Annotated in this window: 17 protein-coding genes; all 17 read right to left on the bottom strand. The window is 52.4% G+C overall.

Going from position 1 to position 15,177, the window contains the following annotated elements; all coding sequences use genetic code 11:
- Positions 1-714: 714 nt before the first annotated feature.
- Positions 715-861: a hypothetical protein gene (locus tag PCAL_RS11740; RefSeq protein WP_193322846.1), complete on the bottom strand. Its 147-nt coding sequence runs from the start codon at positions 859-861 to the stop codon at positions 715-717.
- Positions 842-1,087: an adenylyl-sulfate kinase gene (locus PCAL_RS02645; RefSeq protein ID WP_193322845.1), complete on the bottom strand. Its 246-nt coding sequence runs from the start codon at positions 1,085-1,087 to the stop codon at positions 842-844. The genes PCAL_RS11740 and PCAL_RS02645 overlap by 20 nt, the downstream gene beginning before the upstream one ends.
- A 181-nt stretch (positions 1,088-1,268) precedes the next feature.
- Positions 1,269-2,123 carry a glycosyltransferase family 2 protein gene (locus PCAL_RS02640; protein ID WP_011849175.1) on the bottom strand — a complete coding sequence of 285 codons (855 nt, stop codon included), beginning with the start codon at positions 2,121-2,123 and terminating at the stop codon, positions 1,269-1,271.
- Positions 2,120-2,308 (bottom strand): hypothetical protein, encoded by a 189-nt coding sequence (locus PCAL_RS02635; protein WP_193322844.1) that lies wholly within the window; start codon positions 2,306-2,308, stop codon positions 2,120-2,122. The genes PCAL_RS02640 and PCAL_RS02635 overlap by 4 nt, the downstream gene beginning before the upstream one ends.
- Positions 2,309-2,436: 128 nt before the next feature.
- Complete coding sequence (locus tag PCAL_RS02630) at positions 2,437-2,607, bottom strand: UDP binding domain-containing protein (protein WP_193322843.1); 171 nt, start codon at positions 2,605-2,607, stop codon at positions 2,437-2,439.
- Between the two features lie 71 nt (positions 2,608-2,678).
- Positions 2,679-4,298, bottom strand: a complete 1,620-nt coding sequence (locus tag PCAL_RS02625; RefSeq protein ID WP_193322842.1) for a hypothetical protein — start codon at positions 4,296-4,298, stop codon at positions 2,679-2,681.
- Positions 4,299-4,803: 505 nt separating this feature from the next.
- Entirely contained in the window at positions 4,804-5,709 is a 906-nt protein-coding gene (locus tag PCAL_RS02620; protein WP_011849173.1) for a glycosyltransferase, read from the bottom strand.
- A gap of 3 nt (positions 5,710-5,712) precedes the next feature.
- Positions 5,713-6,825 (bottom strand): glycosyltransferase family 4 protein, encoded by a 1,113-nt coding sequence (locus tag PCAL_RS02615; RefSeq protein WP_011849172.1) that lies wholly within the window; start codon positions 6,823-6,825, stop codon positions 5,713-5,715.
- Positions 6,822-7,652 (bottom strand): hypothetical protein, encoded by an 831-nt coding sequence (locus tag PCAL_RS02610; protein ID WP_193322841.1) that lies wholly within the window; start codon positions 7,650-7,652, stop codon positions 6,822-6,824. The genes PCAL_RS02615 and PCAL_RS02610 overlap by 4 nt, the downstream gene beginning before the upstream one ends.
- Positions 7,640-8,605 (bottom strand): glycosyltransferase, encoded by a 966-nt coding sequence (locus PCAL_RS02605; protein ID WP_011849170.1) that lies wholly within the window; start codon positions 8,603-8,605, stop codon positions 7,640-7,642. The genes PCAL_RS02610 and PCAL_RS02605 overlap by 13 nt, the downstream gene beginning before the upstream one ends.
- Positions 8,587-8,949 carry a hypothetical protein gene (locus PCAL_RS02600; RefSeq protein WP_011849169.1) on the bottom strand — a complete coding sequence of 121 codons (363 nt, stop codon included), beginning with the start codon at positions 8,947-8,949 and terminating at the stop codon, positions 8,587-8,589. The genes PCAL_RS02605 and PCAL_RS02600 overlap by 19 nt, the downstream gene beginning before the upstream one ends.
- A gap of 23 nt (positions 8,950-8,972) precedes the next feature.
- Positions 8,973-9,488, bottom strand: coding sequence for a hypothetical protein (locus PCAL_RS02595; protein WP_011849168.1), 516 nt, complete (start codon positions 9,486-9,488; stop codon positions 8,973-8,975).
- Positions 9,485-10,600 carry a glycosyltransferase family 2 protein gene (locus tag PCAL_RS02590; protein WP_011849167.1) on the bottom strand — a complete coding sequence of 372 codons (1,116 nt, stop codon included), beginning with the start codon at positions 10,598-10,600 and terminating at the stop codon, positions 9,485-9,487. Before PCAL_RS02590 ends, PCAL_RS02595 begins: the two co-directional genes overlap by 4 nt.
- On the bottom strand, positions 10,588-11,904 hold the full coding sequence (locus tag PCAL_RS02585) for a hypothetical protein (protein ID WP_011849166.1): 1,317 nt from the start codon (positions 11,902-11,904) through the stop codon (positions 10,588-10,590). Before PCAL_RS02585 ends, PCAL_RS02590 begins: the two co-directional genes overlap by 13 nt.
- Positions 11,901-12,911: a hypothetical protein gene (locus PCAL_RS02580; protein WP_011849165.1), complete on the bottom strand. Its 1,011-nt coding sequence runs from the start codon at positions 12,909-12,911 to the stop codon at positions 11,901-11,903. The genes PCAL_RS02585 and PCAL_RS02580 overlap by 4 nt, the downstream gene beginning before the upstream one ends.
- On the bottom strand, positions 12,908-13,864 hold the full coding sequence (locus PCAL_RS02575; protein WP_011849164.1) for a glycosyltransferase: 957 nt from the start codon (positions 13,862-13,864) through the stop codon (positions 12,908-12,910). Before PCAL_RS02575 ends, PCAL_RS02580 begins: the two co-directional genes overlap by 4 nt.
- Positions 13,861-15,177, bottom strand: coding sequence for a hypothetical protein (locus PCAL_RS02570; RefSeq protein ID WP_011849163.1), 1,317 nt, complete (start codon positions 15,175-15,177; stop codon positions 13,861-13,863). Before PCAL_RS02570 ends, PCAL_RS02575 begins: the two co-directional genes overlap by 4 nt.

Below are 15,177 nucleotides of genomic sequence, written 5' to 3'. Positions count from 1 at the left end.
GCCGCCTGGCCGCTGGCGGCAGTTAAGACTGAGGGAGACGTAGTTTCAGCGAACTCCCCCTCACTTTCACACTCTCTACGTCTCGTTTTAAACCGTCGTTGCCACGCAGAGGCATGTATCTGCGCTCCGAGGAGTTGGCCAAATTTTCCGTGAAGAGAAAGAAGCTAGCTACAAAACGTGCGTCCACGCGCTCTAGGGGGAAACTCATTGGGGGAGGGGATGATGAACGACTTGGGAGGGGTCCCTGCCCGAAACCAGGCACGCTGACCCACCCCCTCCCCATGTGAACTACTTATATGTTTAGAAAAACTTTTCTCCGCCGGGCCGCAATTTCACAAACATTGGGACAGGTATTTCCCACCACAATCGCTTTAAGCAGAGCCGTGCGCTAATTCCAGCCTTAGCGCGCCTCCTTTAACTTCAAACCCCCTTTGCGTTAACCTGCACGAGGTGAACAAACTCAGAGTAAAGCCTACACACAAGCCGGCCCAAGCGCCCCTCGCCAAACCGGCACCCAACCACCTCCCCATTACGCCCAGGAGCGCCAGTCCCGCCGGGAAGCCTATAAACCTCCAACACTGCAAAAGGCCTCCCCCACGTCAAAGATCAACGGGATGGGAAAAAGCCGCCCGCTCAAAAGCCTCCGCTCCCCAACCACAGACCCAACCTCGCCTCACGTCATAAAGCCCTCCACCGGGCTAAACCCGATAGACATCACCTCCCTATAGGGACTCCTAATGGGAATCCCCCCGGGCCCAGGGCAGGCCCCAGCTCCAGCCTAGGAAGCCCATCCGCCAGCGCCGCGGCCTCGTCCAACCCCTCCACCACTCTGTAGACCAGCCTACCCCCGTGAGACTCCATACTCAACCCTCTCCAAGACAAAGCCGGCGAGCACCTCCGCATTCCTCTCAGGAGGGGGCTCCGCGTTGTCGAGCACCAAATCCGGCGAGAGAGGCTCCTCGTACGGGTCGTCAACCCCCGTGAACCCCCTCAACTCACCCCGCAGAGCCCTTGCGTAAAGCCCCTTGGGATCCCGCCTAATCGCCACGTCGAAAGGCACTCTCACATACACCTCAAAAAACGGCACCTCTCTACGACCCTTCTCACCTCAGTCCTCACGTCTCTATATGCTATATGCGCCTATCCTTCTAAGAAAGTTTATGGTGAACAATTAAGATATACACATCTGCCTTGTAAACTACAGTTTCGCTATTCATCACTATTTAATGTTTTATTTAAAAACATTTCTAGTTTATATAGAGTTAACCTTAAATTACTCTTCTAAGTTTTTGTATATTCTCATATGGTAAAACGTTGGACTTTATTAAAATACCTAACCCTATTACAGTGGCTTGTAAAACTTTGAATAGAATCACTAAAAATAGGCCTGGCAACCATTTCCTCCCAAGGTGTCCTATAAAGCTCTTCCTAAAGAAAGTGGGCCTTAAAGGTGTCATATGGCGAATATTTGGATTTTTCCTAAAGTATGTACTAATATTTGATGCATAATACAAATTCTTAATTATGAATTCTTTTATACTTGACGGTTCACCTATATGTATTTCAAAACTATTTTTTGTTTTGGCAATCTTTGCACCAGCCCTTAGAAGTCTTTGATGGAGTTCATAATCTTCATTTGCGTAAAGCCTTATATCAAAACCGCCAACTTTTAAAAAAAGATCTTTCTTAATAAACCTCGCTGCTTCATACATTTCACTGCCGTAATAACTCAATCTTTCATAAAACCTAATCTTTGCCACAAGACTAGGGCGAGGATCGCTTATGTTCAAAATTACTACTGCGTCGTATCCCTCCTTAGCTAAGGAGACCGCTTCCTCTACTACGCGGGCGTGGAGGACGAAGTCTGCGTCTATGAAGTAGACGTAGTCTCCCTGGGCCTTGAGTGCACCAAAGTTTTTTTGCGCAGACCGTTCAGGGCCCTTGAAGTACACTCTCGCACCATAGGATTTCGCAATTTCTACAGTCTTGTCTTTGCTGTAATTGTCTACTACAATTACTTCAATATTTTTATATGTCTGTTTTTCAATAGATCTTAAACATAGGGGCAGTGTCTTCTCTGAGTTGCGTGTAGGTATTATTATTGATACTAATGGCTCTGTCATATTTCCCTTCGTAAGGCCCATGATAAATATGGCATGGTTGCGGCTAGAGCCATGGCAGAGATTTTTACCACCACATCATAAGGTCTTTGGAAGATGTGCCGTAATTCGGCGTCATCTATCCAATAGCCGCTGGCTATGCCGTTCGCCAAGACGGGCTTCACGACCTCGTTGAATTTCCAATGCATATATACATTTTTGCGATGCAAGGTTATAATCTAGAAAACCTTTTCGAGACGGCTCCTATAATAAGTATCTCACAACCCAGCCCACCACTGTCATGTTACTCCTTCGTAGATCTTGGTTTCGCGAGTCTCTACGCGTCTTCCACATAGGCCACCTTGTCTCCTAGCACGGCCTTCGCCTTTTCCAACGCCACGGGGTCGTGGACGTAGACCTCCGCTCCCTCCTCAGCCAAGAGCTTGGCCACCTCCACGCCGCGTGACTCTCTCACGTCGTCTGTGCCAGGCTTAAACGCGAGCCCCAAAACTTAAAATTTTCACGATTTACATTCTCAGCGCGGTGTATGGCCTATATAATTAATCATTTTTATGTATTTTATTGAAGAGGATCGCCTTTTATGTGAAAGATAAAGAAGATGAATATTGAGAGAAAAATAAATGAAATCAACAAAAATAGTATAAAAAATTCTTGCAGTTTATATTTAACTACTATGTATAGATTACCAGTTTCATTTATCCAGAAGGCATTAAAGATGCCATAAAAAGATATTGGCTTAATTGTCCTAACTAATGTCCCGTTTTTGTATATATATGCTTCCCAATATTGGTCATAACTGTTTGCAAATATAAGATAAAAGGGCGTGTCAGAAGAGACATTAAGCTCCCAGGTAGAAGGATCAACCTTTGAGGCAACTACAGCTCTGCTGGTCAACAAGACATTCAAGATATCAAGATTAGAATCCTCTGTGGTAGTGGTAGTTAGTATAGCAAATCTGCTTACTGTTGCATTTTTTATCTTAAATAAAGCAAAACGTTCAGTTTCTAGAACTTTTATTATATTACTCTTATTTTCAAGAATGGTCTTGATTACTATTGCGCGGTCAACTAAATAGCGTTGACAAGTTTGCTTTCTGATAAGAATATACTTTACACCTAATCTACTGATTATATCAACAAAATTACTTTGCCTTATAACTGTTACATTTTCTAATATATTTTCTAAAAATTTTATTGATTCTAAACTATTTGTGTGAGAGAGCGTAGAAATAGTATTGAAACCATATAAACGTAAAATATCACTTCCTAAATAGCCATTTTCACACCAAAGTGTATTAGTAAAAGGATAGACTAAAATTCTGTCAATTGAATGATTGAAAGAATTATCATTTTTCAATATTTCTATAACACGAGAATAGTCGTAGATTACCTGTGTAAAAGGAGTAATAATGGTGTTTTCGTAAGTTAAACTTTCTGGAATGAAATTTAAAGTAAAAAATGGAAATAAATAAAATAGTAAAATTGGCATAACTAATAAATAAATAAATAACCTTATATAGTTATTTTTAGCAAACAGTTTTATTAGAAGCTGAAGTGATTTAGAGAAAATGAGACTTAAGCTTAAAGCAATGATAAAACCAAGCTTATGATATGGATCACGCCATGGTGCTAATAAATTAATTAAGTTACTAAATATGTAATGTCCAAATTCATTATTAAATGTAAAAAATGAAGCAAATAAGAAGAGTGAAATATAGGGAAGTAGATCATAAATTAGTCGATTTTTTTGAATAATTGAAGATAAGGTTAACATAAAAACTATAAAAAGTCCCAAAGCGATAGTGAAATTATTAGTTTTATATAAATCTTGGAAAGGATACCATTCAATATTTTCATAGACAGGTGGCATAGCAGTTAAAGTGAAGAGGTTGAGTAAAGTTACATTATGAGTATTAAATTCATATATTTTTACTAAGCTGTGAATTACATCTTTTGTAAATATATTATTTTCTTTAACTGCAAAATATAGATTAGTATAAACAGGAAATGTTAGAGTAAAAATGGGAAAAATTATTATAATAAAAGTAGCAAATGTTTCGATAAGGCTCTTCTTTATAAGTACCGATAATGTTAGCAAATAAATTAATAATGCAACAAATAGAGACAAGAAAAAGGCTGGATTAGTAAACGAAGGATATGCAATTACAGTAGAGATCAATATCAGTACTACATATTTGTATTTTTTATCTCGGTATATTTTGTTTATGGATAAAATATAAAGTGGAAAAACTGAATATAGAAATATATTAGTATTAAAAATCCTCCAACAGTAATAAAGCGAGTAAGGGTTGAACGAATATAGAAGCGATGCCACTAAGGCTAGTGAATTATTTAAACCAATATCTTTCGCTAACAAATAGATCGAGTATAATGCTAATAAATTTAATATAAATAAAAGTAGAATCTGCGCTAGAGCTTTATCAACAGTTATTGTTTCAAGTATATAAATAAAAAGATAAAATAATGATAATGGTATACCTGTAACATCAGCTATACCGAAATTAAAATTATCGCGCCAAATATAAAAGAATAGGTAGGCGAGTTCCTTTGAATTTAACGGATACGGTGAATCGTGGAAAATCACAATTCTAAAATCATTATCATAGTAAATGAGTACAAGAGGTATTAAACTTATAAAGATGTATAGCAATAATATGATCAAATTATTTTTCATAATTTTTCCAATGAATTCTAACGCTTGTGTTTGTTGAAAGTCTTTTATAAATACTTGATACAACTTTTAGTATGAGGTATATTGTACCATCAAATGGTTGTTTAATATAAGATTTTATAAACGATTTAATTGCTATTGAAGGATTTATTTTAAGTTCATCAATTGCAATTTGTCCAAATTCTTTTACAAAAACTTTTGGAATTCGAGTAGCACGAAGTTGTCTATATAAAAATGTTTTAGTTGTCATTTTTTCATATATAGGTATAATTACTCTTGCGTTTGGACAAAACACATACTTTTTTCCATTTTTTACTGTATAGAGATAAATATATGCATCATCCCTCACAACATTGTGTGGCAGTGATAGTTTTTTATAAATGCTTTTATGTAAAGCCATAATAGCACCAGTGGCACTATACAATGGTTTCTTTTTGCTTAGATTTTCGAGTAATATGTTTGAAAATCTATACGCTCTTGCAATTATATTTGTTGATTTAAGCGGCTCCATTATGTACCATCCGCTTACTAATCCTATGTTTTTGTCCATTTGAAAGCATCGTAACAATTCTTCTAATGTATTGCTTTTTATAAGAATTACATCTGCATCTAGGATAATCAATATTTCCGAATTTGCTTTGTTAAAAATTATGTTTAGCGCATTTGCTTTTCCCATGTTTTTTTCTAAGTTAATTATATGTAAATTAAGTTTGTTTTTTATTGAGGTATTAAGTTCATGTATTTTTGCTGTTGTATTATCTGTAGAACCATCATTAACGATGATTGTTTGATCTATATTAACATTTTTTTGAATGGCCAAACTTTTAAGAAGTCTTTGTATATTTTTTTCTTCGTTGTAAACCGGTATTCCAATTGTAACCCCTTCTTTATTTTGCATATTTTAACTTGTATTAATTTCTTTTAAAAATAATTTTGCTGTAAAATCCCAACTAAATGTCTGTGCATACAAATAGGCCATCTCTCCTAGCCTTTTCCCTAATTCTTCCTCTGTCATTACAAGTACTATTGTCTTTGCTAGCTCTTCTATGTTCCCTGGCTTTACTATTACACCTGTTTCCATGTGCTTTACGGCGTCTCTTAGGCCAGGTACGTTGTATACCACTGATGGTGTCTTGCATGCCGCAGCTTCTAGGATTGTTTGTCCCCAGCCTTCGCGGACGGATGTGTATACGAGGAGCTTTGCCTCGGCTAGTAGTGCCTTTTTTTCTTGCTGGGTAATGTTAGCCTTTATGTTGACGCGGCTAAGGTCTAGTCTTTTGGCTAGTTTTGTGAGTCTGGCTAGGTAACGTGGGTCGGCCCGGCCTGCAATGATCAGCTCGGCGTCGTAGCTTTTTTCCACAGTTTTCCAAGCTTTTAGGAGGTCTTCTAGTCTTTTGTAGGGGGTTATTCTCCCCACGTAGGTGACTAAGTCACGCTTTTGGCTGTTGCAGTCTTTATATAGCTCCCAGTCTAGCCCATTTGGGACTATGGCTACTGCGTAGGGTGGGTAGCCTAGGTCGTATAGGTCTTGGGCTGTGCTGGGGGAGACTGTGATTACCTTTAGGTTGCCTCTCTTTGCCGCTTGTATGTATGGCTTGTGTAGGCGTTGTTCTAGCCACCATCCTAGGGGCTGTGCGAGTGGGTGTACTGCGTATTTCCAGCAGTCTTTGCATAGCTGGTGTATCAGGGCTACTATTGGCTCTTTGACGTATTTGGGGGTTAGGAATGGCACTGTGTTTATTTCGTCTATTACCACGTCTGGGCGCCAGCCCTCCTTCTTTAGCTGGTGATAGAGGCGGCGGGCTTCTAGGTATACGGTGTACTTGCCTCCTCTCCTTATCACTGTGTAGCCGTCTATCTCCTCTCTTGGGGGGAGGCCTTTTGGCCTCGAGGTGACGAGGATGATTTCGTGGCCGCGTGCGGCGAGGCGTTTTGCCACTTCGTGTGTGTACACCTCTGCGCCTCCTGCTAGTGGGTGTTTTATGTCGCGCCAGTTTAGCCAGAGTATTCTCATGGCGTGAATATTATGACTTCTTCGAATCCCACCTCCTCTACCGCCCTTATGGCTTCTGGGAGCTTCTCGTCGGCCCAGAGTATTGGGATGGCTCTCTCTCCGGCCAGCTCTCTGGCCTTCTGCGCCTCTTGCTTTAGCACACGGATTGGCACGCCTGCCTTCTCCACCGCGTCTGGGTCTATTCCATATGGGTTGTAGCCGAAGCGGGCGAGCATTGCCAGCTCTCGGTTTAGGCAGGCTGGGCCTGGGCATTTGCGGTATAGCATTACCTGTAGTCTGTCCACGTGTCTGAGGAATGTGTGGTAGTCTTGGCCTGCTAGGTGGGCTATTGTAGGGGCGTGTACTGCCGCCTCTAGCCTCAGCCCGAGGCCTTCGGCGTATTGGGCCACCTCTCTCAGCACGCTCCTCACGAGGTCTTTCCGGACCTCGGCGAGTCCTTGGAGGTCGCCTTTTTTGAGCATTTTTAGCCGTGGGCTGTGGGTTAGGCAGTATTGACAGAAGCAACTGTAGAAGAGCTCGCCGTCGTGTGGGGTGGGGTAGTTGAGCTCGTCGAGGACTGCTAGGGAGTACCCCAGCCGCCTCACTCTCTCTATCTTCTTTTTTAGGTGTTGTACTACGGCTGGGTTTCGTGGACAGCCCGAGTTGTTGAAGGCGAATAGGCCCCGCGTCCCGTCTATGGTTACCACGGCGGCTTCCGGCGTTGGGGCTTCTGGGGCCCAGATCACGGGCACCACGTATGGCTCGTATGTGGCTATGGCTTTTTCGTCTATGTAGGCTATCTCTGGGGGCGTGGGCTTACCCCCGTATCTTCCCACTATCTTAGCCACATCACTAGCGCCACCTCGAGGGCTGAGGCTATTAGCCAAGCGAGAGGTAGCCCGATGAGGGAGGCGGAGGCGATTTTTAGCGCTGTGGAGGTGGCCTCGGCCGTGATGAGGCCCAGGGGGTTGATTAGGCGTCTTAGTGGGATGTAGCGGATGGCTAGGCTCATGGCGAGGGAGGCTATGCCTATGGCTGGGTTTAAGACGTGTGCTATGAGGGCTGCCACGAGGGCGATTGCGATGTATTTGGGTATGAGCCAGTCGGTAAGGTCCATTAGCTCTTTCAGGTAGGCGGTTATCCATTTGGTCTTGAAGCTACTGGAGCCGTGTTGCCTGGGGGTCACCTCTACTGGCACTTCGGCTATTCTGTAGCCGAGTTTTGCTGTGTGGCGGAGGGCCGCTGTTATGGGCTTTATGTACTTGGCGTATTTTTCAAATCCCACCTTAACCAGAGCTTCTTTTTTGGCCAGTATGAGCTCGGTGGTGGGGTCTCTTAGCCTCCTCAGCTCTCGTATCATTAGCTTTGCTAGGAGTTTTGCCCCCCACGATATTACTCTTCTGTGAAGTGGCCTTTTGTCTATCCTAGCCGCGGCGATGATGTCCGCATTCGTTTCAAGCGCCTCATGGTACATTTGGGCTATGGCCTTGGGCGGGTATTCCAGGTCTGCGTCTAGGAAGGAAATGTATCTGCCTCTGGCCACCTTTAGCCCTATGGCGAGGGACTCCGGCTTTCCCGTTCTTTTTGGCTTCCTATATACAACTAAGTGCCCGCTGATAGGAGTGGCATTAGCTACTTCAATGGTCTTGTCTTGGCTTGCGTCGTCCACTATCACCACTTCGTAGGGTATTCCGTGTAGGGCCTCGTCGAGGGCTCTTAGCAGAGTCCCGATGTTCTTCTCCTCGTTATAGGTGGGAACAACTACGCTAACCTCAATTCCGCCTACGGCGCCACTGTCCATGTGAGCAGCATCTCTCCTCTATACCTTTTTGGGGTGTTTATCCATTGTATTCCTAGGGCGATGGCTCTCTCTTCGTCTACTGTGATGCCGAGCTTGGCGGCTATGGCGTATCCCAGGGCCTTCGCCTTTACGCGAAGCGGCGCGGCGAGGGAGAGGGCCTCTTCCACGGCCCTCTTGAGGGCGTCGATGAGGGCGGGCGACTTCACCCGGCCGCCCCTTCTGAGGTGTATGATTACGGCGTCTATTAGCGCCCTCGCCGCCGGCCTAACCCTAAACCAAACACCCCTACGCAGCGCCAAAGACCTAACAGCCAACAACCTGTGCAACACCAGCGGCGAGGGCATACACGCCACAACGCGGGGATTTTTTAAGTTTTTTCGTGGATTTCTAGGTATTTGTCCATTGGGAATGTCGGCTCGATGTGGGGCTCTCCGCCGAGCCTTATCTCGTGTCCGTCTATTGTGACTGTGCCGTCTATCCGGGTAGGGATGCCTCTTTGTAGGCAGAAGGTGACGTCGGCGGCTACGACTCTGCCGGCGAGTTGGGTGGGTTTTAGCTGTGCGTGGTAGCACCCGCCTCCCCTGTCTTCTATGACGAGTTGGCCCTGTGCCTTGAGCTGGGCGTATAGCTGGATGGCGTTTATGTTCTGGCTGGTGCACCCGCCGTCGCATATCACGATTTTCCACAGGTTGAGGGCCACCCTGTAGGGGCCCAGCTCCGCGTATGCGTGGCTCCCGTCTGCGGCGACGAGGCCCCAGGGGTAGTGGGCGGTGTAGGTGGCTGAGCGTAGCTGTGTCAACAAGTCGGTGGGGGGCAACAGGGCGGCTACCAGCGCGATCAGCGTGGCGGTTATGGCCACGGTGGCGGTAAGCCTCCAGCTCATTGTTTGGCGGCTACTGCCAGATATATCACAGTCGCGGCGGCGAGGAAGTAGTAGGCGTATTCGGCGAGCTTGTTCGCGGTCGGCGTGTCTCCCACGGCTAGGAAGTACGCGGCGGCGGAGAGGGTCGCGGCGAAGGCTATTGTCAGCCCCCTGGCCGTTGCCTCTAGTCTGTCCCAGATGGTTGGGCGCCTCCTGGGCTGGGGTGGTGGGGGTGGTGGGAGTGGTGGGAGGCAGTCTGTGGGCTCCTGTCTGGGGGTGGCGCGGGCGATTTGTGCCCTCAGTCTCACCACGGCGGCGGCTAGGGGGGCTAGGGCGAGGGAGACCAACCCGAGTAGGAGTAGGCCGAGGGCTAACAAGCCTAGCATGTAGTGGGGGACTCCCTGGTAGAATAGCCTGTAGGCGACCCATCCGCCTAGGGCGAGGCCTGGCGCGGCGAGGAGGGCTCCGGCGAGGTATAGGGCGAGGAGTGGGTTGGCGGTGTAGGCGGCTCTCACTGCGCGCCAGAGGATGTGAAGGCCGTGCCATGGCTTTAGCTTTTTGCGGCCTAGCCTCTTCCTGTACTGGATGGGCACCTCTCTCACCGACGCGCCCTGTTCCACTGCCTTGGCTATTATCTCTGTCTCTATGTCGAAGCCTTGGGCTGTGGGGGCGGCTCGCCTGAGGACCTCGGTCCTGGCGGCGTACATGCCTGTGAGGGGGTCCCTCAGCCTCACTCCGTACATTAGGGATATGGCCCTTGCCAGTAGCCAGTTTCCCACGCGGTAGATGAGGGGCATGGGGCCCTGCCTCGCGCCTAGGACTAGGTCGTAGTGCCGTAGGTATGCGACTAGCTTGGCGGCCTCCTCTGGGGGGTAGGTGTAGTCTCCGTCTATTACGACGAGGTAGGGGGTGTCCACGTAGTCTAGTGCTGTGGCTATGGCGTCTCCCTTTCCCCTCCCCCTCTGCCCTATTACGACTGCGCCCTTCTCTGCGGCGATTTGGGGGGTGCCGTCCCTGGAGCCTCCGTCTACCACTAGTATCTTTGTGAAGCCCGCTCTCCTGGCCTCCTCTATCACTTTGCCTATGGCCTCGGCCTCGTCTAGGGTGGGTATTACGAGGGTTACGCAGTCCACGTTAGGCGCTTGACGAGGGGCTTTAAGTATTTGGGGGCGAGCTCCACGACAATCCTCCTCTCCTCTGCCCCGACCAGTGGCGCAGAGGCGGCAAGTGACAGGAGGAAGGCCGCGGCCACTGCGGCGGGCCAGGGCAGGGCGGCGCCGAGGAGTGGGGCTGGGGCGGCTGTGGCCAGCAGTGCCAGGTGCCTGAGAGGCGCGCCTGAGAGGGCGTAGAGCACGGCGGAGGCGGCGAGGGCGGCTGGGCCGTATCCGATGTAGGCCGACGCGACTGCCAGCGTGGCGCCGAAGGCGGCGTAGGCTAGGGCGTATGTGGCATATCTCCCGTCGGCGTACTTCTTGTTTAAGTGGACTGAGGCTACGGCGTTTAGCCAGAGGGCTGGGGCCAGTGCGGCTAGGTCGGGGCCTCCCGCGGCGTAGTCTTGCCTAATTAGCGCAAGTATCTGGGTGGGGGCGGCTACTGCGGCGGCGACGAAGGGGGCTCCCACGTAGGCGGTCACTGCGGCTACTCTCTCCGCGGGGGATCCCGTGGCGGCGAAGTAGGGGATGGCGGCTCTGGCTATCGCAGACGGCAGGCCGACGGCGACTGTGGCGACTGTGTAGGCTAGGTAGTAGGCGCCGGCGGCTTCGTGGGCTTTGGAGAAGGCGAGGGCGGTGCCTCCCCCCATCAGGGCCGCGGCTACCAGCTGGCTGGGCCAGGCCGAGAGGCCGGCCTTTGCCACCTCCCGGAACTCTCCCAGCCTCCTCGGCCTCCCCCACAGGGCGGCGGCTGTGGCGGCGGTTAGGGCGAGGTAGAGGGCGCTTCCCGCGGCGTATCCATAGGCCACGGCGGCCCACCCCGCCCCGAGCGCGGCGAAGGTTACTGCGAATCTTGCGGCTATGGAGGCGGCGGCGTAGAGGGGCAGCCTCTGGGCGTTGAAGGAGGCCACCACGGCGCTTGTGTAAATGTTAGACAGCCAGGAGAGGGCCAACACCGCGGCGGCGATGGCGCCAGGCAGGCCCAAGCTCTGCCACGCGACATAGGCCGCTACAGCCGCCGCTGGCGCCGACAGGGCGAGGTAGAGGGCTGTGGCTGTGTACATGGCGCCCCAGTCCCTGGGTTGCATCTTGAGGACGGCGCTGTCGAGGCCCAGCCCGGCGGTGGTGGAGGCGAGCGCGGCTAGGGACACCACGTACGCCGCTTTTCCCATTTCGGCGGGGCCCACTAGGGCGGCGGCGATTATCCAGTAGAGCCCCCCGCCGATTGCGAAGGCGATGGACTGGCCGTATATGTGGAAGCCCGTCTTGGCCACTCGCTCGGTCATACCGCGGTGAGGCTTGCCTGGTATATATACGCGGCTAGGCCTAGGGGCCAGGCGGCTGTCCCGGCGAAGGGTAGGGCGAGGAATATGAACCTGGAGATGTAGCCTCTGGCGACGCTGGGCGGCACGTGGGCGGCGGTTAGGGCGGCTATTGCAATTCCCAGCAGGGCTACGGCGTAGTAGATGCCTCCTCTGTGGGCTGTGGCGAGGATGTAGAGGTATGTGGGCAGGGCGGCTAGGGTGGGCAAGCTGTCGAGCAGAGCTATTGCGCCGGCGGCTAGGCGGCTTGGGTCGGCTAGGGCCGCGGCGGCTCCTGCCACGACGTCGCCGATGGGCCAGGCCCCCCTTATGGCGAAGTATATGGCCCAGAGGGCGGCTAGCGCTTGTATTGCTCTGCGTTTGAGGAGGGGGGCGGCGGCTAGGGGTCCCATTATGGTGTGGAATGCCGTTGCCAGCGCTGTGTAGCCTAGCCAGGCGCGTCTGCGGCCTTTTTCCCACATGAGCCACGCGGTCCATATGGCGGCGAAGGTGTAGGCGTGGTGTGAGAAGTATTGGAAGGCGGGGGTGGGCCACATGAGGGTGAGGAGGGCGGCGTCCCTTGCCCCTCTCCAGGCGGCTAGGGCTTGGTAGAGGATGGCCGCGGCGGCGGCTGTGCCGCCGAGGGCCACCGCCTCTGGGGTTGCCCACCAGGCCAGTTTGTACATGTAGTAGGTGAGGGGGGCGTACTGGCTCCACACTCCTCCTTTGGCGAAGGCGAGGGGCTCGGGGTGGGGTAGTAGGTGGCCGAGGGCGGCGGCGACGGCGATGGGCTTGAGGGCGGCGAGGAACCACGGGTCTGGCCTGTGCCTCTTTGTGACTATTATGAGTAAGGCGGCTGGGGGGAAGGCTAGGGAGGCGGCCAGCGCGGCGAGGCCGAGGGCCACTGCCTTGGCTGGGTCGCGGGGGGAGAGGGCGCGGCCTGCCTCTGGGGCTAAGAACCAGAGCAGTGCTAGGGTGGCGTCCCAGGTCACCCCATCAGCGCTTTTAGGAAGCGGTCTAGCTCGGTGCGGAACTTCTCTCTGGCCTCTTTGGCCAGCTTGGGGGGCGGCGGCTCTTCGAGGGCCTTTTTGGCGGCCTTGGCGAATTCGGCGAGGTTGTGGGCTAGGTAGGCCTCGGCCTCTGTGCCCTCGACTAACTCGGGTATTGCCCCTCTGGCGAAGGCGACGGGGGGTGTGCCGAGCATCATGGCCTCTACCACGGCGTATCCGTAGGGCTCGTCCCACAGGGCTGGGGCGAGGAGGGCCTTGGAGGTGGCCACGACGTGGTAGTACTCCCCCCTGCTCAACTCCCCGGTCTCCACCAGCTCTGTGCCGAGGGCCTTTGCGACGGCTCTGGCTATGTGGGGGCCTTTGAAGGGCCTTGGGCCCCATGGGTAGACGAACCGCCTGGCGCGGGGGGCGCTTATCTGGGGGACTGGGGGCGGGGGGTTTGGCACATAAACCACGCGGTACTTCTCCAGGCGGGCGCAGTGGGCTCTGCTTACGCATATGACGGCGTCTGCCTGTCTGAGCCACTTGTCGATGAGGGTCTCCACCGCCTTGGCGGCCGCGGCGGCGTATAGTCTCTTCACAGTCGCCGTCTCGTAGCGCCAGTCGTGGGGCTGCCCGGTGGAGAGGTAGGTGGGGTATCCGTGCATGTGTACCACCGCTCTTAGGCCTAGGCGCTTGGCGGCGGGGATGAGGTGGTAGGCGTATCTGGGTATGTACAAGACGTCGAATTTGGCTAGGTCGACCCTTGGTCTTGTGAGCCAGAGCTTGGGCCGCTGGTGTGGTAGGGGGTGGGGCAAGTGGGGGCATGGGGGGAAGGGCCTTGGGCCCACCACTACCACCTCGACCTCTCTGCACGCGGCTTTTAGCCATAGCTCTGTGGCGAGTAGCCCCCCGCCGCGGTCTGGCCAATCCTCCACCACTGCCAGCACCCTCACCGTACCAGGGTGACGTTGCAGGGCCCCGTTGGCCACCCAGAGTAGCAGGGGAGGTACCAGCTACCGGGCACGAGGCCCGACACCACGCGCAACCCCTCCATGTCCCAGGGGCATACTGTTACGTTTACTTTGACGTCTGGCCTTGTCTGGTATAGGTAGGGGAGTAGCCAGAGGTCTAACTGCCAAGCCACGGACACTGTTGCCCCTCGGGGTATTTCCTTGGCAATTTCCTGGTATGCGTCTAGTTTGCAGGGGAGCGTCCTCACTGCGGGCTGGAATAGGCCGTATTGGAGTAGTTGTTCTCCGTAGGGGACTGGGGCTATGTGTGCGGCGGCCCAGGCCCAGCCGGCAGCCGCGGGCCCCGCGGCTATTAGGAGGGCTGTGGCGGCTAGTACGCGCCTGTCTTTTTCCCAGGCGGCGGCCAACGTTGACGCTGTCAATAGAAAGCCGGCGGCTCTTGCCAGCCTCTCGTTGAGGGGGGGCAGGGCGAATGCGGCGGCCCATAGGGCGAGGGCTGTGGCGAGTAGGGGCAGAGTCCTGGGCTTTTTAGCTGCTAGCCACAGGGCCGCGGCGGCTAGGGCGGGGAGGGCGATGGGGTTGAAGTAGACGTAGAAGGAGGCCCTAATGGGGTCCATGTAGGGGATCAGCGCGGGCCCCCCCGCGGCCTCTGCCGCGGTTGTGAATGCGGTCTGAACTCTGGGCCAGCCCGCGGCGGCCACTGCGGCGGCTGTGGCGGCGAGGGTTGGGCTTAGGGTGGCTAGGGCGAAGAGTGCGACGTAGGTGGCGCCTAGGTAGCTTGTCCACGCGGCTAGGCCTGCCACCGCCCCTGCGGCGGCGCGTCTGCCTCTTAGCCATAGGTAGGCGGCGGCTGGGAGTATGACGAGGAGTGTGTACTTCTCTGGGAGTTGTCCGTCTCCCACTGACTGGAGTAGGCGGGGCTGGGAGAGTACTGCGAGGGCGGCAAGGGGCCACGCCCACTTCCCCGCGCCTACTGCCCTGTACACAAGCCCCCAGGCGGCGACTGCTAGGGGTATCAGCAGTATGGCCATTGTGGAGAGGGCTGTGGCGGTTTTCCACAGGTCGCAGGGGAGGGAGGCGGCGATGTGGAGTAGGCCTGGGTACTGTCCTTGCATGACTGTGGCTGGGTCGTGGCAGAATTGTAGGGCGAAGTAGACGTGCATGGGGTAGTCGTCGCCTAGGGGGATTAGGGCCCCGCGGTAGTGGGCGAAGAATTTGGCGTAGGCAGTGACGTAGAGGTATAGGTAGGGGGCGGCCGCGGCGACGGCGGCAACGGCGAGCGCTAGGCGGCGCAT

This window comes from Pyrobaculum calidifontis JCM 11548 (genome assembly GCF_000015805.1).
Classification (GTDB): Archaea; Thermoproteota; Thermoprotei; order Thermoproteales; family Thermoproteaceae; genus Pyrobaculum; species Pyrobaculum calidifontis.
Note: the sequence above shows the minus strand (reverse complement) of the source record. Positions and strands in the feature narration are given on the sequence as shown.

What these genes read in the sequence shown, in the direction of transcription:
- PCAL_RS02585 (WP_011849166.1), bottom strand. Translation starts at nt 11,904, where the DNA reads ATGACCGAGCGAGTGGCCAAGACGGGCTTCCACATATACGGCCAGTCC.
- PCAL_RS02570 (WP_011849163.1), bottom strand. Translation starts at nt 15,177, where the DNA reads ATGCGCCGCCTAGCGCTCGCCGTTGCCGCCGTCGCCGCGGCCGCCCCC.
- PCAL_RS02605 (WP_011849170.1), bottom strand. Translation starts at nt 8,605, where the DNA reads ATGGACAGTGGCGCCGTAGGCGGAATTGAGGTTAGCGTAGTTGTTCCC.
- PCAL_RS02615 (WP_011849172.1), bottom strand. Translation starts at nt 6,825, where the DNA reads ATGAGAATACTCTGGCTAAACTGGCGCGACATAAAACACCCACTAGCA.
- PCAL_RS02635 (WP_193322844.1), bottom strand. Translation starts at nt 2,308, where the DNA reads ATGCATTGGAAATTCAACGAGGTCGTGAAGCCCGTCTTGGCGAACGGC.
- PCAL_RS02600 (WP_011849169.1), bottom strand. Translation starts at nt 8,949, where the DNA reads ATGCCCTCGCCGCTGGTGTTGCACAGGTTGTTGGCTGTTAGGTCTTTG.
- PCAL_RS02620 (WP_011849173.1), bottom strand. Translation starts at nt 5,709, where the DNA reads ATGCAAAATAAAGAAGGGGTTACAATTGGAATACCGGTTTACAACGAA.
- PCAL_RS02595 (WP_011849168.1), bottom strand. Translation starts at nt 9,488, where the DNA reads ATGAGCTGGAGGCTTACCGCCACCGTGGCCATAACCGCCACGCTGATC.
- PCAL_RS02640 (WP_011849175.1), bottom strand. Translation starts at nt 2,123, where the DNA reads ATGACAGAGCCATTAGTATCAATAATAATACCTACACGCAACTCAGAG.
- PCAL_RS11740 (WP_193322846.1), bottom strand. Translation starts at nt 861, where the DNA reads ATGGAGTCTCACGGGGGTAGGCTGGTCTACAGAGTGGTGGAGGGGTTG.